At 69.1% G+C, this 17,187-nt stretch carries 13 protein-coding genes; 3 read left to right on the top strand and 10 right to left on the bottom strand.

The genetic code is table 11. The features are described 5' to 3' along the window. Window positions 1-8 precede the first annotated feature (8 nt). The 10 genes from MKK88_RS17390 to MKK88_RS17435 form a co-directional block, all read right to left on the bottom strand. Window positions 9-1,595 carry a putative bifunctional diguanylate cyclase/phosphodiesterase gene (locus MKK88_RS17390; protein WP_244001844.1) on the bottom strand — a complete coding sequence of 529 codons (1,587 nt, stop codon included), beginning with the start codon at window positions 1,593-1,595 and terminating at the stop codon, window positions 9-11. A gap of 158 nt (window positions 1,596-1,753) precedes the next feature. Next, window positions 1,754-3,028 carry an O-antigen ligase family protein gene (locus tag MKK88_RS17395; protein ID WP_244001846.1) on the bottom strand — a complete coding sequence of 425 codons (1,275 nt, stop codon included), beginning with the start codon at window positions 3,026-3,028 and terminating at the stop codon, window positions 1,754-1,756. A gap of 73 nt (window positions 3,029-3,101) precedes the next feature. Continuing rightward, window positions 3,102-4,622, bottom strand: a complete 1,521-nt coding sequence (locus MKK88_RS17400; protein ID WP_244001848.1) for a lipopolysaccharide biosynthesis protein — start codon at window positions 4,620-4,622, stop codon at window positions 3,102-3,104. Next, a complete protein-coding gene (locus MKK88_RS17405; protein WP_244001850.1) occupies window positions 4,619-5,953 on the bottom strand; it encodes a glycosyltransferase family 4 protein in 1,335 nt (444 codons plus the stop codon). Before MKK88_RS17405 ends, MKK88_RS17400 begins: the two co-directional genes overlap by 4 nt. Next, window positions 5,950-7,338, bottom strand: coding sequence for a glycosyltransferase family 4 protein (locus MKK88_RS17410; protein WP_244001852.1), 1,389 nt, complete (start codon window positions 7,336-7,338; stop codon window positions 5,950-5,952). Before MKK88_RS17410 ends, MKK88_RS17405 begins: the two co-directional genes overlap by 4 nt. Then, window positions 7,319-8,455 carry a glycosyltransferase family 4 protein gene (locus tag MKK88_RS17415; protein ID WP_244001854.1) on the bottom strand — a complete coding sequence of 379 codons (1,137 nt, stop codon included), beginning with the start codon at window positions 8,453-8,455 and terminating at the stop codon, window positions 7,319-7,321. Before MKK88_RS17415 ends, MKK88_RS17410 begins: the two co-directional genes overlap by 20 nt. 39 nt (window positions 8,456-8,494) lie before the next feature. Next, on the bottom strand, window positions 8,495-9,700 hold the full coding sequence (locus MKK88_RS17420; protein ID WP_244001856.1) for a glycosyltransferase: 1,206 nt from the start codon (window positions 9,698-9,700) through the stop codon (window positions 8,495-8,497). Further along, window positions 9,700-11,892: a GumC family protein gene (locus MKK88_RS17425; RefSeq protein ID WP_244001858.1), complete on the bottom strand. Its 2,193-nt coding sequence runs from the start codon at window positions 11,890-11,892 to the stop codon at window positions 9,700-9,702. The genes MKK88_RS17420 and MKK88_RS17425 overlap by 1 nt, the downstream gene beginning before the upstream one ends. An 11-nt stretch (window positions 11,893-11,903) precedes the next feature. Beyond that, complete coding sequence (locus MKK88_RS17430; protein ID WP_244001860.1) at window positions 11,904-13,073, bottom strand: glycosyltransferase; 1,170 nt, start codon at window positions 13,071-13,073, stop codon at window positions 11,904-11,906. A gap of 315 nt (window positions 13,074-13,388) precedes the next feature. Further along, window positions 13,389-14,477, bottom strand: coding sequence for an acyltransferase family protein (locus MKK88_RS17435; RefSeq protein ID WP_244001862.1), 1,089 nt, complete (start codon window positions 14,475-14,477; stop codon window positions 13,389-13,391). A 379-nt stretch (window positions 14,478-14,856) separates the two neighbouring features. Here MKK88_RS17435 and MKK88_RS17440 point away from each other — a divergent pair, with 379 nt between their 5' ends. From MKK88_RS17440 to MKK88_RS17450, 3 genes are all read left to right on the top strand, one after another. Beyond that, entirely contained in the window at window positions 14,857-15,105 is a 249-nt protein-coding gene (locus tag MKK88_RS17440; RefSeq protein WP_244001868.1) for an acyl carrier protein, read from the top strand. Further along, window positions 15,102-16,265 (top strand): acyl-CoA dehydrogenase family protein, encoded by a 1,164-nt coding sequence (locus MKK88_RS17445; protein ID WP_244001864.1) that lies wholly within the window; start codon window positions 15,102-15,104, stop codon window positions 16,263-16,265. Before MKK88_RS17440 ends, MKK88_RS17445 begins: the two co-directional genes overlap by 4 nt. Next, window positions 16,265-17,187, top strand: a 923-nt coding sequence (locus MKK88_RS17450; RefSeq protein ID WP_244001865.1) for an amino acid--[acyl-carrier-protein] ligase, incomplete at its 3' end; no start/stop codon positions are given. The genes MKK88_RS17445 and MKK88_RS17450, both read left to right, overlap by 1 nt.

The raw sequence follows: 17,187 nt of genomic DNA on the forward strand, positions 1-17,187 counted from the left end.
CGTTGGTATCAGGAGGCGCGCGCGAACACGTCCTCGGGCATCGGCTGGTGCGCCCCTGTATTCGCGATCAGGATCTCGTCCATCTCGGCTTTCGGCATCGCGCGCCCGAACAGATAGCCCTGGCCGAAATGGCAGCCCTGATCGGACAGCCAATCCAGGCTCGCATCGGTCTCGATGCCCTCGGCCGTCGTTGTGAGGCCGAGGCTGGTGCCGAGCTTGATGATGGCGTCGACGAGCTTGGCGCGCTCGTCGCTCATCGTGATCGCGTCGACGTAGCTCCGGTCGATCTTCAGCTTGTCGAACTTCAACTCGCGCAGATGGTAAAGGCTCGAATAGCCGGTGCCGAAATCGTCGAGGGCGATGCGCACGCCGAGCTGTCGCAGCGACAGCAGCGTCGCCCGGGTGGCCTCCAGATCCTGGATCAGGGCACTCTCGGTGATCTCGACTTCGAGCCGCTGCGGCGGAAACCCGGTCTCGGTCAGGATCGCCAGAATGCGCTGGGCCAGCCACGCGTCCTGAAACTGGTGAGGGGCAATGTTGACCGCCATGATCAGGTGGGATGGCCAGGCCCGGGCGTCGAGGCAGGCGCGGCGGATCAGGTTGTAGCTGAGATCGGCGATCATCCCGGTCTCCTCGGCAACCGGGATGAAGTCCGCGGGGCCGATCAGGCCACGCTCCGGATGGCGCCAGCGCGCCAGCACCTCGACGCCGACGATATCCTTGCCCGGCAGGGAGACGACCGGCTGATAGAAGGGCTCGATGGCCCCCGTCTCGATCGCGATCCGCAATTCCGCCTCCGTTCGGGCGCGGGCGCGCAGTTCCTCGTCCATGGTGCTGCGGAAGAACCGGTAATTGCCGCGCCCGTCCTTCTTGCCCTGGTACATGGCGAGATCCGCCGCATGGAGGACCGCGTCGGAATCCGCGTGCTCCGCGGCCACCACGGCGACGCCGACCGTGGCACCGACCTTCAAATCGTTCTGGTTCCACGACACCGGCTCGGAAATCGTGGTGATGACCGCCTGAGCGAGGCGCGTCAGCCCCTCGCTGCCGTGCTCGACCGGGACCAGCATGGCGAACTCATCGCCGCCGAGCCGGGCCGCCACGCCGCCCGCGGGCAGGAGCTGCTGCAGCCGCTCGGCCACCGCGCAGAGAACCGCGTTGCCGGCTGCATGGCTGTAGAGGTCGTTGACCGGCTTGAACCGGTCGAGGTCGATCAGCAGCACGGCCGAGGACGGCTCGGTCCCGACATTCGCGTGGGCCCGGGTCACGGCATCGATGAAGCGGCGCCGGTTGGCCAACCCGGTCAGGCCGTCGTGCCGGGCGATCGCCTCCGCCTGCGCGGCCGCCGCGTCGCGCTCCAGCATCAGGCGGCGCAGGAGGATCGATTTGCGCACCACCGCGCCGCACAGGGCCACGCCCATGCAGGCCGCCAGCATCAGCAAGTCGTTGAGATGATAGGACGATACGAAGCTGCTCAGGGAGTCGAAGGTCCCGAGATTGACGCCGACGAACCAGATCCCGGTGCCGATGATGAGGAGGCACAGGGTCTCATACAGCTCACCTCGGCCCCAGGCGTTCGACGTTTCGCTCGGCATGTTATGCGTCCACTTCCTGACGCTCCATGAAAGCATGCCAATCGCTAAAAGGCTGTGAATCCAATGATCACCAAGACATGAGCTGTAATTAACGACAGCCGTTGATTGCGTCGATGCTCGCCTGATCGTGCCCGCCAGCAACCCGACCGGGCGTGGCTCTAGGCCCGGCTTTGTGAGGTTTGGTGGCCGTGGATCCCGGTTGCCGCCTGCGGATCGGGCGACCGGGCGAGCGAGGCCAGGATGAACGCCATGAAGAACAGGAAGTATTGGTTGACCGAAAGTTCCTCGAACATCATCGACGGGATCAGGAACAGGGCGCTGTAGAACAGAAACGGGCTGAACCGCTTGGGGTCGGACAGGATCCGCACCAGTCCGGCGATCAGCAGCAGGGCGACTGCGACACCGTTCTGGAGGGCGAGCGAGACGAAGCCGTTATGCGGCGTCACCAGGCCGGTCAGGGCCTTCAGTTCCTCCCGGCGAGCGACCTCGCCGACGCCGAACGGGTAGGCGGCCACGAGGCGCAACGCCGTGATGCCGGAGAGGAACCGCTCGTCGAAATTCTCCGAGACGTTGTGGTCGTCTGCGAACCGCTTCTCGATCGCCTGCGCCAGCCTGTCGGGGAGCGGCAACCCGCCGGTGAGAGACCATGCGACGAGGAGGAGCCCCAGGATACCGAGCACGCTCAGCACCATGGAGGCCTTGAGGTTGCGCCGCATCAGCAGGGCAAACACGATGAGCGGCATGAACAGCCCGGCTCGGTTGTTGGTGAGCGGGAAACTCGCCAGCAGGGCAATGAAGTAGAGGAGGTAGATCACCTTGAGCCGGTAACGCAGGCTCAGGATCAGGGCCGCGACGCCGCCGAGCGCGAAGACGTGGCCGGTCTCGTTCCCCGAGGTCCAGAGGCCGCCCAGCTTGTCCTCGACGAACAGCTTCAGTTCGTCGTCGAACCCGTCGGTCGGGACCGCGAGACCGAAGCGTTCCAGCGGCAGGCCGGAGGACGTGAGAAGCAGAACCGCCAGGGAGGCCAGCAGGCCCGCGAGGATACCGAGGCAGAAAGCGTCCTCGACGCGTTTGTCATCGAACAGGACGAGCAGGATGTAGGCCTGCACGACGTAGAGCAGCAGGACGAGCGTGAGGTAGACGTCGCCCGCCTGCTTGTGCGCCTTCAAGACCATCGAAATGCCGACGAGCGCCAGGATCCCAGCCAGCGGCGCGACGTTGCGTAGGGCCTCCGCGATGACGGCCCGGCGCAGCCCGAGCCAGGGGATGAGTAGGAACGGCAGCAGATCCGACAGGCGCTGGAACGGCAGGCCGAAGCTCGATGTCAGCACGTTGAACTGGAGGGCGGCGCCCAGCAGGAAGACGGCGGCGCGCTGAGCCCCGGCGGAGACTGCCGGGGTCGTGGCCGCCATCGGTGCTGCCTGTGCCGCCATGGTGCCGATCCATTCCGAGCGCGCCGCTCCCCGGTTGCCATCCTCGCGCATAAAGGTTGGCGGAGGGTGGAGATCAGGCCGTCCGGCGCAGGAAGAAGCCGAGGGCGCTCCGGACCGTATCGGCCATGAAGACCTGCGCGAGGCCGGCATAGGCCAGGATGCCGATCCCCACCGCGGCGAACAGGCCGATCCGGTCGCCCAGCACCGCATGGATCGGGTCCTGAATCAGCAATACGAGGACCGTCATCGCAGCCGAGCAGGCCGTGACGGGCAGGAGCGCCCGGACGAGCCGCCGATTGCTCACTGGAACCACTTGGCCCGCCGCCGACACGATGACCGGCGTGAAGAGGTAGGCCCGCGCCACGTGCCCGGCCACGAGCGCGACGAGGCCGAGCGGCGCGGTGACGACCGCCGCCACGGCGCCGAGCCCGAACTGCGCGCCGGCGAGCCTCAAGGCCGTGCCGTTGCGCCCAAGCGCCGTGAAGATCATCCACAGCATCGAGGTCGCGACGAATTCGGGCGCCAGCAGCGCCAGGATCCGCAGCACCGGCGCCGCCTCGTGCCACTGGTCGCCGAACAGGAACGGGATCAGTGTCGGCGCGACCGCCGCCATGCCGAAGAAGGCCGGCACCGCCACGAAGCACGACGCCACCGTGAAGGTCCGGAAGGCGGAAGCCAGCTCGTCCGGCCGGTCCTGCAGCCGGGCATAGGTGGTCAGGCCGACGGTCGTGAGCGGGATCACCGCCACCTGGCTCACGAGGTCGATGCAGCGCCATGCGAGGCGCAGGTAGCCGATATCGGCGGCCGAGAGGAAATAGGCCGCGATGACCTCCTGGCTGCGGATCGACAGGACGAGCAGCAGGTAGCTGCAGAACACGCGCGAGCCGAAGGCGATCTGGGCCCGTGCCGCCGCGGGGTCGAGGCGGCGGGCCGGCATCCAGCGGGAGGCCACCCAGGTCAGGAGCGTCGTGGCGGTGGCAGCGACGAGGCGCTGGACCACGAGGCTCCAGACGCCATAGCCGGCATAGGCCATCCCGAGGGCGACTGCTCCGCCGACGAGGTTGGCGCCGAGCGCCCGGAGCGCAAGCTTGCGGAAGCCGAAGCTGCGCTGCAGGCGCGCCTCGTGGATCGCACCGGCCGCCGTGATGACGAAGCAGAGCGAGAGCGCGCTGAGGACCGGGCGCAACTCCGGCAGATCGAAGATCCAGGCGATCGGTCCGGCCGAGGCCGCGAGCGCCACCGTGCAGAGCACGCCCGTGCCGAGCATCACCCAGAAGGCGGTGGCGGCGAAATCCTCGTCGAGGTCGGCCCGCTGCACCACCGCGTCCGGCAGGCCGCAGCGGGCTACGATCTGCAGGATGTCGATGAAGACGGCGGCGATCGCCACCATTCCGAACTCGGCCGGGGCGATGAGCCGGGCGAGCACGAGGAACACGCCGAAGCTCAGCACGACGTTGCCCACGGAGGCGAGCGCCACCCAGCGCGCCGCCGCGAAGGAGCGGCCGGTCACCTCCGCGCCGGTCGGGCCCGGCACGATATCGGAGGCGTCGGCTGCCGCGGCGGCCTCGGTGAGCGTCGGCGTGCCGGCGGTCACGAACGGGCCGCCCGACGCTCGGCCACGAGCTCGGCGTAGAGGTCGAGGTACTTCTCGGCGACGCGCTCGGAAGTCGATTCGCGGATGACGTGCTGGAAGCTGCGCTCGTCCGGCAGGTCGCTCCGGCCGCGGGCCAGGACATTCGTCAGGCGCGCCGCGAGATCGGCATCGTCGCCCGGGGTGAACAGCCAGTCGGCATTGTCCTCGCCGATCAGCTCGGGAATGCCACCCGAGGCCGCGCCGATCACCGGCACGCCCATCGTGTAGGCCTCGTAGATCGTCCGCGGCGAGGGCTCGGCCCAGAACGAGGGCACGACGAGCACGTCGATCTCGCTGAGGAAGTCCGCGGGCTTGGCCCAGCCGACGAACTCGATCGGCAGGCCCTCGGCCTGCGTCTTGAAGCGCTCGATCGAGTCATCCATCGCGTGGCCGGCCACAAGGCAGCGCCAGTTGCCGGGGCCGATCCGCTTGAAGGCGTCGACCAGCGTGCCGACCCCCTTCTCGGTGTTGATCCGACCGAGATAGCCGAAGGTCATCGGCTTCCCGGTCCGATCGATCCGGCGGCGGGCCTCGGGGTCACCCTCCGGGACCGTGCAGGAGTAGAAGATGACCCGGCGGCGTTCCGGCGCGAGATGCGTGAACAGGCCGTGGTCGACGTGGGTCTTCAGGATCTCGGTGCCGACGCTGACGACCGCGTCCACCGAGCGGTTGGTGATCTGCTTGCCGGCATTCACCACCTTGCAGCCGAGATGCCAGCGCTCGCAGGGCTTGCCGTTCTTGAACATCGCGGCATTGCCGCAGATCAGGTCGTACTCGCAGACGGTGTGGACGATCGGGATGCCGCGCTTGGCCGCCTCGCGCCAGACCAGGGTCGAGACGTCGAGCAGCGAGTGGGTGTTGACGATGTCGGGCTTGAAGTCGTCGAGCACCCGGCCGAATTCGGCTGCGATGGCGAAATTCCACTGCTGCTTGAGCTTCGCCCAGGCCCGGCCGAAGCGCGTGGCCTTGGGCCAGTCCTCCAGCCAGAAATCGTTGTGGTGGGCCATCCGGTAGACCGTGACGCCGCCGCGCACGCTTTTCGGCTCGGGCTCCCGGGCGATGCAGGCCGCCGCCACCGTGTGGCCTGCCGCGACCAACTCCTCGGCCAGATGCTCCACCGAGCGCTCGGCGCCGCCCACGATGTAGGGCGGGTAGAGGGCGCTCAGGTGGAGGATGCGGAGGGGGCCGGTCGTGGCGCGCAGGGCCGTCGCATCCGGGGCGCGCTCGCGGGGGGCGGTCGCGGTCTCCGGCAGGGCCCGGGCGTAGCTCTGGGTCAGGGATGGGGTGATCATGGGCGGCACTCGCTGAGCTGCGGGCGCTCCGCTTGCGCGGGGCTGCCGGATTCGCGTGTCCCCTCCCCCGTGTGGGGAGGGGTCAGGGGTGGGGGTGGGGGTGGTTCAGAATGGATCGACCCGGTGCCTTCTGCATGACCCCGATCTCCAACTCCTTCCCACAGGGGGGAGGCGTGCGCGTTGCGGGTCGAGGAGGCACGCGCTTGGCGGGTCGCCGCGTAGAGGTCGAGATAGGCATCCGCCACGGCAGCGGGGTCGGTCCCGGCGCGGATCGCCTGGGCGCGGGCGAGTCCTTCCGCGAGGCGGCCCGGCTCGGCGACGATCCGGGCCATGGCGCCGGCGAGCGCGGCCTCGTCCCCCGGCGGCACCAGCCAGGGGCCGGGTCCGATCTGCTCGCCGATGCCGCCGATCGCGGTGCCGATCACCGGGACGCCGCGGGCGTAAGCCTCCGCGACGGTGCGGCCGAACGGCTCTGGCCAGATCGGTGGAACCACGAGGCAGTCGATGCCGTCGAGGAAGGCGTCGCGCGCGACAAAGCCCGGAAAGGTGACGGGCAGCCCCTCGGTCGCGGCGCGGTAGCGGTCCAGCCCATCGACGGCCCGCCCGGCGACGGCGAGGCTCCAGCCGTGCGACGGCAGCGCCCGACAGGCCGCGAACAGAATGTCGGCGCCCTTGGAGGTCTCGATGCGGCCGAGAAATCCGAACCGCACCGGCTCATGCGGGGTCCGTTTCCGCCGCGTTATGGGAGCGCCCGTTGGGATCGGGTTCCAGATGACCCGGCGCAGGGCCGAGGGCACCGCTCCGAAGAAGCCGGCGGCAAGATGCCGATCGAGGAGATCCGTCCCCACGGCGGCGACGGCAGAGACTGCGCGCTGACAGCGCCGATGCGGCTCGGCGTAGAGCCGGCACTTGAGGTGCTGGCCGGTGCAGGCCTTCCCGTTCCGGGCCATCGCGCCGTTGGTGCAGAGGCTGGTGAAGTCGTGGAGCGTGTGAACCACCGGCACGCCATGTCGTGCCAGCATCGGCCAGAGCGCCGGCGGCAGCTCCGAGAGCGAATGCGTGTTCACGACATCCGGCGCGAAGTCGCGAACGGACGCCGCCATCCGGGCGACGGTCTTCGGATTCCACTGGGTGGCAAGCTTGTAGCGCAGGCGGTCGAGGCGCCCGTGCTGCGGCCAGTCGAGGATGTGGAACGGCGTGCCGTAGCCCGTCCGGTAAACGGTGACGCCGTCCTGCTGGGCTGGCCCTGCCTCGTCCCGTGCCGCGCAGGCGACCGCGACGGCGTGGCCCTGGTCCGCCTGCGTGCGGGCCAAGGTCTCGACCATCAGCTCGGCGCCGCCGACCTGCTCGGGCGGGTAGAGCGAGCTAAGGTGCAGGATGCGCATGGGGCATCTTCCGGGCGGGCTTCGCGCGGGCGGCGTCGCGCAGCGCATCGAGGATCAGGGCTTCGTAGCGCCGGGCGGTTTCGGACCAGTCGTAGCGGCGCACGTTCTCGTGGCCGCTTGCGATCAGCTCGGCGCGCAGGCCCGGCTCGTCGAACAGGCGGCGCAGGCAGGCTGTGAGCGCTCCGGCATCGGCGGGGTCGAAGGTGAGCGCGCCCGCCCCCGCGACCTCGGGGGTGGCGGCCCGATTCGAGCAGATCACCGGACACCCGAGGGTCTGCGCCTCCAGGACCGGCAGGCAGAACCCCTCCGAGAAGGAGGGCACGCACAGGCACAGGGCGGCCCGGTACAGGGCGGCGAGCTGGCCCTCGCTGATCCGGGACAGCCGTGTCAGACGGACCGGCGCGCCATCGAGGGCGGTGGCGATCGCCTCGTCCCGATCCTCGCCGACGTGGACGATGCCGATCTCCGGTCGATCAAGGGCGGCCATCGCGCGGGCGAGCGTCGAAAAATTCTTGTTGTACAAGGCGTTGCCGACCACCAGCACGAACGGTCCCGCCGGCAGGTCCGGGGACGGATCGGCGGCGTCCGGATCGAGCATCGCGGCCGAGGGGATGGTGTGGGTCCGGTCTCGGACGAACGGATAGAAGCGGCTGAGATCAGCCTTCGTCGAATCCGAGACCGCGATGATCCGGGCACTGTTGCCCAGGACGAAACGGAAGATTGGATCGGTGGTCAGGGCCTCCCGCGACCGGCTCCGGGCCGGCATCGTGCGGAAGTAGAGATCGTGCACCACACTGACCCGCGCGCGGCCCCCGAAGGCCGCGCCGTAGGGGTCGGCGTTGAGGACGAGATCGATGTCGAGCGCCCGGCACAGTTTCGGCACGGCGACGGCCTGCCGCACGACATTGAAGAGCATGATGCGCGGCCGCGGCACGGTGATGACCTCGATCCGGTCGCGGATCGCGGGCGGGAGCTGGTCCCGGGTCCAGGGCGAGCGCAGCACGACCGAGACGGCGCCCCGGTCAAGCAGCCCGGCGATCACCCGAAAGGCCACGAGGGCGACGCCTGACGGGCGGCCGCCGTACTGGGTCGGCATATTCACGAGGACGCGCGGCATGGCGGCTCCGGCAATTCCGATCGCGGTGAGGGGCGCCCGTCAGGCGCCCGCGGCAATGTCGAGGATGAGGGTGGCGAGGGCCTGCTGCATGCCGGCCGCGCTGTAGCGGGTGAGCGCGCGAACGCGCGCAAGCTCCGTGCGCGCCGCGACCGCATCCGGTTTGGCCAGCACCTCGGCCACAGCTGCCGCGAGAATGTCGGACCTCCGGGGTGGAACCAGGATTCCGGCCGCGCCGCCGTCGAGGATCTCCGCGGAGGCGCCCGCATCTGTGGCGATCACCGGCACGCCGGCCAGCATCGCCTCCACGAGGGTCCGGCCGAAGGGCTCGGGATCGACGGAGGGGTGAACCACCGCATCGACCGCCTGCATCAGCCGCGGCACGTCGGAGCGCTGGCCCAGGAAAAGGACGCGCTCCGACAGGCCGAGGGCCGACACCCGGGCGCGCAGTTCGGCCGCGTAGGCGTCTTCGCCGAACAGGGCCGTACCGACGACGATGCAGCGGACGTTTGGGATCTTCGCCAGCGCCTCGATCACCACATCCTGCCCCTTCCAGGGCGAGAGGCGGCTGAAAACCCCGATGAGGGGGCCATCCGGCAGACCGAGTTCGGCGCGCAGGGCCGTCGGGGACCGGGGATCGCGGTCGAGATCGAGCCCGTTCGGCACGACGGTCACGCGGGAGGTGCGTCCACCGGCGTTGACGAAGGCCTCCGCGGCGGCCCGCGAGGGCACCACGACCCGGGCTGCGCACAGGTTGGCAAGCTGCGCCTGCACTGTCCGCTGGGCACGGCCGAAATGGGCGCCGTCGAGGATGTCGTGCAGGTGCCAGATCACCGGACGGCCGACGAGTCGCGCGGGGATCGCCGCCAACAGGAAGGCCTTCTGCGAGTTGGCGTAGACGACATCGCAGGCGCGCGCCGCCCGGGCGATCTCCAGCGCAAGCCCGGCGAGCCGTCGGAGCTTCGGCAGCGCCGTCAGGATTGAGGCGTCCCGGCGCAGGCCCGACAAGCCGGTCCCCCGCCGGGCGAGACGGATGGCGAGGCCGGCGCCGCGCAGCGTGTCGGCCAGGGCGCCGTCCTCGAACAGGAACGCCGTGGAGCCAGCCCAGGGCCGCACGGCATCGCGCAGGACGAGTTCGGCGCCCGACATGGTTCCCGTGTGGGACACGAAGAGGACCCGGGGCCGGGCCCGAGGCCCGGCATCAGCGGCGCGGGCGGCCAGCCCACCGGGGGACAGCGCTTCGGTCATCACGCGGCCCCGGCGGTACGCGGCTGGGGCAACTGCATCACGTCATAGGTCGGCTGGCGGCTCGACCGGACCATCGTCATCGCGATCCCCAACACCGTGCCGCCGGCCTGCCGAAGGTTCTTGACGGTCTCCACGATGTCGGAGAGCTGCGAGCGGCCGTAGCGGGCGCAGCAGAGGACGCCGTCCACGTTGCGGGCGAGCATCGCGGCATCCATCAGCAGGCTGGTCGGCGGGCTGTCGAGCAGGACGAGGTCGTAGCGGCGCGACCAGCGGAGGAACTCGGCCATGCGCCCGCTCATCAGCAGATCGGTCGAGTCCGAGGTCGGCGTTCCGGCCGGGATCACGTCGTAGCGGCCGGTCGCGATCACCGCGTCGGCGGGGCTGACCTCCCCGCGCAGGACCCCGACAAGCCCCGGGCCGCGGCCGAGACCGAGCGAGGCGTCGTAGTTCGGGCGGCGCAAGTCGCACTCGACCACCAGCACGCGCCGGCCGCCGGCCGCACCGACGGCGGCGAGCGCGAAGGCGGTGAAGGACTTGCCTTCGCGCGGCTTCGACGACGTGACCAGGACCAGGCGGGACGCACCGCCCCCCGCCAGAACGAGATGCGCATGCAGGTTGCGCAGCACGGTCTGCATCACCGGGTCGACCCGGGCTCGCTCCAGGGCCTCCGGCAGATCGAGTTCCCGGCGTCGGTCGGCGAGGCGCCCGACCAGCCCGGAGGCCTCCAGGGAAGGAAGCTGGGCAAACACCGGGGTGCCGGTGCCGGCCATGAGCTGCGCCGGGTTGCGGACCCGCTGATCGGTGAAGTCGCGCAGCAGGGCCGCCGCCGCCGCCAGCACGCCCGCCAGCACGAAGCCGCCGGCCAGGAACGGCACCGCCTTCGGCGAGAACGGTTCCTGCGGCAGTTCCGCGAGGCTGACGAGGCGCGTCGATCCCGTGAGGATGCGCCGCTCGGTTTCCAGTTCGCCCGCGCGCTTCACGAGGTCGGCGTAGCGGGTCCGCTTGATCTCCGCGTTGCGCACCATGCCCTCGATCGAGGCTTCGTCATCCATGGCGGAGGCGGCCTCGGTCTTGGCGGTCTCGAGCTGGGCGCGCAGCGACTGGGCCAGGGCGCTCGAGGCGTCGTAGGTCTTGCGCAGACCCTGGGCGACGTTGCGGATCTCCTGATCGATGCGCTGACGCAGGCTTGCCCGCTCGGTCGTGAGCGCCCGGATGGCCGGATGGTTCGCCCCGAGGGACGTGCCCTGGTTGGCGAGCTGCGCGGCGACTCCGCTCAGCTGCTGCTTGAGGGACACGATGGTGGGGCTGGACAGGACCGCCGGAGCGGTCTCAGCGCCGCGACCGCCGCGACTTTCGATCTCGCCGAGGCGCGCGGCTGCGTCCGCCTTGGAGGCCTCGGCGGCGGCAAGCTGCTGGCTGATGCTGGTCAGGCGCTCGGCGCTGATCGGCGCATTGGTGCCCTTCAGCAAGCCCTTGCGCCGCCGGAACGTCTGGATCCGGGTCTCGTCGTCGCGGATCGAGGCGTCGAGCTGGTTGATCTCGGTATGGAGCCAGTCGGAGGCCGCCTTGCGGCTGGAGGCCTGAGCCTCGCGCTGATCGTCTAGGAAGGCGTCGATGAGGGCGTTGGCCATCGTCTGCGCGACCTCGGGCAGCGGCGACCGGTAGCCGATGGTGATGATCCGGGAGCGTCCGGAGCTGATGACGGTGTAACGCTTCTGCAGATACTCGACCAAGGCGTTCCGGTCGGCCGTGAGCTTGGTGCAGGCGGCCTCCTTCTTCTCGGAGATCGGCCCCGGCTTCCCGCCGCCCGCGGCGTAGCGGCACTCGGCCAGGACGGATGTGGCGAGGCCCGAGTCGATGGCGAGCCGCAGCAGCCGTGGCGAGCGGATCACCAGGATCTGGCTTTCGATGTCGGCCGGGTCGCCGATCTTCTGGATCCAGGCCATGGAGGCGTTGTGAGCGCCCGGCTCGGCCTCGGCCACGATGACCGAGCCGCTGGCCACATATTGCGGCATGATCAGCGTCAGCGCGGTCACGGCGAGGCCGAAGACGAGGACGAAGATTGTCGCGAACAGGTAGCGGCGGCGCCAGATCCGCAGCAGCGGCGCGGCGAGCGGGCTGCCGCGCGTCTCCTCCGACGGCGCCGCGCGGACCGGATTGCGCTCGTTCAGATCGACTGTAACCAGCGACATCGACATCGGCGTCAGCTCACAGCTTCGAGGCGCGGCAGGATGCGCGATGGCGGTTCACAGGCTGCCCGGTGCTGGGCCATCTGCTCCTCCACGAACCGGGTGAAGCGGATCCGGAACAGCTCCGCCGAGAACTGGTCGGCCTGGGCCCGGCAGGCGTCCCGGGTGAAGTTGTGTTCCTGCTGGATGAAGCCGCGCACGCAGGCCGCGATCGCCTCCGGATCCGGCGTGTCGAAGAACATTCCGGAGCGCTGGGGACCGCGCGTCTGGACTGTCTCGCGCGCGCCGCCGCGGCCGAGGGCGAGGACCGGGGTGCCCTCCGAGGAGGCTTCCAGCACGATGATCCCGAAATCCTCCTCGGCGGCGAAGATGAAGGCGCGGGCGGTGGCCATGAGCTGACGCAAGCCCTCGTCGGACACAAAGCCGGCGAAGGAGACGTTGGGGCCGGCGACCGCACGCAGCCGCGCCGCGTCCGGGCCGCTGCCAGCCACCACGAGCTGCAGGTCGGGAAGATCCGCGAAGGCCCGGACCACCGCTTCCACGTTCTTGTAGGGAACGAGCCGGCTCGCCACGAGGAAATGGTTGCCGCGCGGCCCGTCGAACCGGTCACTCGACAGGGTGATCGGCGGATGGATCACCTCGGCTTTGCGGCCGTAGACCTTCCGGATGCGGCGGGCCACGAAGGCGGAATTGGCCACGATCGCGTCCGGCCCGGCGGCCGTGCGCACGTCCCACAGGCGCATGCGGTGCAGGACCCAGCGGGCAAGCACGCCCTTGAGGCCCGTGTCGCAGTTACTCTCGCGCAGATAGGTGTGCTGCAGGTCCCAGGCGTAGCGCATGGGCGAATGCAAGTAGGAGACGTGCAACTGGTCGGGCCCGGTCAGGACGCCCTTGGCCACCGCGTAGCTCGACGAGATGATCAGGTCGTAGCCCGACAGGTCGAACTGCTCGATCGCGATCGGCATCAACGGCAGGTAGGCCCGGTGCCGCGATCGCGCTAAGGGCATGCGCTGCAGGAAGCTGGTGCGGGCCTGCGCGTAGCCGATCCGAGCCCGGTCCGCCGGCGACAGGAAGTCGAACAATGCGTAGACGTCGGCGTCCGGGTAAATCCGCAGGAGCTGTTCGAGCACGCGCTCGGCGCCGCCGACGACGTACAACCAATCGTGAACGATTGCGACCCGCATTACAACTTCCTCGTCGATGCGCCGGCTTCGTAAAAAGACTATCCGCCTGCCGACCTTATGAGGGACGCTGAGCAGAGGCGCACATGGGACGTTAGATGAAGTCTCGCGATTGAAAAAGGAGTGAATACGTAGGTCGCGTCGGCGTTTAATGCTTATCGGACCTCAACGATTAGTTTCATGCTTAATTTTCATCTCCATTTATGGTTAATCATCGATCGGATTCGGTCCGGATGGAACTGACCTGCAGGCGTGCATGGGTCGTCCCGCAGCCCGGCGATGCGGTCCGACCGCCGACATGTCGGATTGGATCGGCGATCAGCGCGTCATCACGCTCCGCAGATGCTGGGGCGTCGGCCGGCGATCGAGGCGGCGCCGGAGCGCCGCGTTCATCGGGGCTTCGACACGGCGGAACAGCACCTCCCCGGCCAGGGCCGCCGCGGTGAACGCGATCAGGAAGATCAGGCCCACGCGCATGGCGCCCGACACGGGCAGGACGGACACGAGCTTCGCGCTCGTGTGCAGCATGAGGTTATGGACCAGATAGAACGAGTAGCTGGCGTTTCCCTGCGACAGCAGCCAGCGCGAGCGGAGGGTGATGCCGCTCCGCTCCAGCAGCAGCATCGCGCCGACGATGAGGCTCGCGGCCGTTCCCCAGACCAAGGGCCGGGCGAAACCCGTCAGCTCACCCGCGATGCCGAGGGCATGGGCGGTGATCTGTCCAACGAGAACGAGCAGCCCCGCCGCCAGGACGGCGGCACCGGCCATGCGCCGGACCGGGAAACCCGGAGCCGGGGCGGGCAGACGCAGATACGCGTAGCCGAGCCCGATGCCGGCGGCGAACTCGAGCACGATCGGCTTCGTGTAGAAGCTCCAGTAGAGCCCGGAGACCGGCAGAAGGCCGAGCAGGGCCAATCCGAGGAAGATGGCGCCCGCGGCGAGGGCCCGGTGGGCGAGGACCGGGACCAGCAGCAACCCGGCGAAGACCACGTAGAAGAACATCTCGTAGTCGAGGGTCCAGCCGACCGAGACGAGCGGCTCGATATAGCCGCCCCGGGAAAACGGCACGAAGAGGAGAGACTGGATCAGGTATTCCGGCCGGAATTCCATGACGCCGATCGGCTTCAGGCCGGCGATGGCCAGGAGCGCGACGACGGCGGTCACCAGCCAGTAAACCGGGACGACGCGGGCGACCCGCCGCGTCAGGAACGCGCCGACACCCTCGCCGCGTCCGCTGGTGCTCACGAACATGATGAAGCCGGACAGGACGAAGAACACGTCGACGCCGGCGGAGCCGAAGGCCAGCAGGTCCGGCCTTGGCAGGACCGCGCCGGCGTACTGGCCCAGATGTGTCAGGAAGACGAGGTACGCCGCGAGGGCGCGCAGGATCTGCAGATTGTAGAGCATGGCTCGCCGACTGCTCGCGGGACGTCGTCCCCCCGTACGGGCGCGGAGACGGGGCACCATGGGGATCCCGCGCCGCCGAGTCACGGACTCTTCGGTTTCTTGCTGAATGACACCCTCCGCTACAACCCAGATGCGAGCCTGAACAGTCTTGTCCACATGTCCAAGCTGAAACACTGGTCGAAGCCCGACGGAAATTGATTAGAAAGGCGGGTGCGGCCAGTATGGTCGAGTCGGTTCCCTTGCGAACCTCTACGCACAGCCACGCTTCCACCGGCTCCGGGGACAGCGGAAATTTACTATTAATTGCTAGAATATTTGACGCCTCACGAGGCCGATCAATAAAGTGCTGACCACTGAATTAAGGAGTTCTGCCTTGAACATCGCTCAAGATATCCGCGAGATCCTGGGCTCGAACGAAGCCTTCGCCGGGAAGGCCGATCAGCTCTCGGACGACGATAGCCTGTTCGATATGGGCCTCGATTCGTTCGGTTCGGTGCAGCTGATGCTGGCACTCGAAGAGCGCTTCAACATCGAATTCCCCGACGAGCTTCTGAACCGTAAGTCTTTCTCGTCGATCCGCGCGATCAGCGAGGCCGTGTCCACCCTGGTCCAGCAGGAAGCCGCATGAGCACGCTCGCCGCGCGGGCCGAGCGGGCGGCGGCGGTGGCTTCACGCCACGCCGATGCCGTCGACCGCGAGGGCCGCTTCCCCGCGGAGGCGGTCGCCGCTTTGAAGGACGAGCGCCTTCTGGGCCTCCAGATTCCGGGTCAGTTCGGCGGCGAAGGCGTCGGGCTGGTGCAGATCGCCGAGGTCTGCAGCACGCTGGGCCACGCCTGCAGCGCGGCCGCGATGGTCTTCGCGATGCACCACATCAAGGTGTCGAGTCTCGTGACCCACGGGCTCGACAGCGCGTGGCATTGCCGGCTGATGGAGCGGATCGCCCGCGAGCAATTGCTCGTCGCCTCCTCGACCACCGAGGCCGGCATCGGCGGCGACCTGCGCAACTCCCTCTGCGCGGTCGAGACCCAGGGCGAGACCTTCTCGCTCGGCAAGGACGCCTCGGTGATCTCCTACGGAGCGCAGGCCGACCTGATCCTCGCCACCGCCCGACGCCACCCGGAGGCCGCGACCTCCGATCAGGTGCTGGTCGCGCTGATGGCCGATCAGATCTCGCTCGCCCGCACCAGCCAGTGGGACACGCTCGGCATGCGCGGCACCTGCAGCGACGGCTTCCGCCTGGAGGCCCGCGACGTGCCGGTCGAGCAGATCCTGCCCAAGCCTTTCGCGGAGATCGCTGCCGTGTCGATGCTGGCCTCGTCGCACCTGCTCTGGAGCAGCGTGTGGTACGGCATCGCCACCTACGCGGTCGATCGCGCCCGGGCCTTCGTGCAGGCCGAGGCGCGCCGCGCCCCCGGCAAGGTGCCGCCGACGGCCCTGCGCCTCGCCGAGGTCGTGAATGCGCATCAGGCCATGCGCGGCACCGTCGTGGCGGCGCTCCGCCGGTACGAGGATGCCCACGGGGATGCCGACACGATCGGGTCGATGGGCTTCAGCGTGATGCTCAACAACCTGAAGGTTACCGTCTCCGACATGGCGGTCGACATCGTGCGCCGCGCCCTCTCGATCGTGGGGCTCTCCGGCTACAAGAATGACACCCCCTACAGCCTCGGCCGACCCCTGCGCGACGTCCTCTCGGCGCCGCTGATGATCGGCAACGACCGCATCCTCGCCAACACCGCCAAGCTCCTGCTCGTGCAGAAGGGCAGCGGCCAGCTCATGAGCGCGTGATGGACTCGATCTCCTCTCCCCAGGCCGAGTTGCTCCTCGACGAGGAGCCCGTCGGCGCCCCGACCTTCCTCGACCGGCTGTTCGACCACGGCCTGCTGATCCGCACCGGCGTCGACGGCCTCTACGGCCGCAGCGGTGCCTTCGAGAGCGTGGTCGAGGCCCTGGACCGGCTGATCAGCCGCCTGGGTGCGGCGGATGGCGCCGAGGTGATGCGCTTCCCGCCCGGCATGAGCCGGCCGGCCTTCGAGCGCAGCGGCTATCTCAAGGGCTTCCCGAACCTCGCCGGCACGATCCACAGCTTCTGCGGCGACGGGGCGGGACATGCCGAGATCCTGGCCTGCGTCGAGGAGGGCCGTGACTGGACCGGCCAGCAGGAGGCCACCGACGTCGTCCTGACGCCCGCCGCCTGCTACCCGCTCTACCCGGTGGCCGCCGCCCGCGGGGCGCTGCCCGCCGAGGGGCGCCTGTTCGACCTGCAATCCTACTGCTTCCGGCGCGAGCCCTCGCTGGAGCCGACCCGGATGCAGCTGTTCCGGATGCGCGAATACGTGCGCATGGGCAGCCCCAAGCAGGTGCTGGCCTTCCGCGAATCCTGGCTGGAGCGCGGCACCGCCATGATGCGCGACCTCGGCCTGCCGCTCGCCATCGACGCCGCCAACGACCCGTTCTTCGGCCGCGCCGGCCGGATGCTCGCCAACAACCAGCGGGCACAGGGCCTCAAGTTCGAGCTGAACGTGCCGGTCAACAGCGTCGAGAAGCCGACCGCCTGCCTCAGCTTCAACTACCACCAGGACCATTTCGGCAGCACCTGGGAGCTGCGTCAGGCCGACGGCAGCGTCGCTCACACGGCCTGCGTCGGCTTCGGCCTGGAGCGGATCACCCTGGCCCTCCTGAAGCACCATGGCCTCGACCTCGCCGCATG

Origin of the sequence: Methylobacterium sp. E-005, from assembly GCF_022829725.1 — a bacterium.
Classification (GTDB): Bacteria; Pseudomonadota; Alphaproteobacteria; order Rhizobiales; family Beijerinckiaceae; genus Methylobacterium.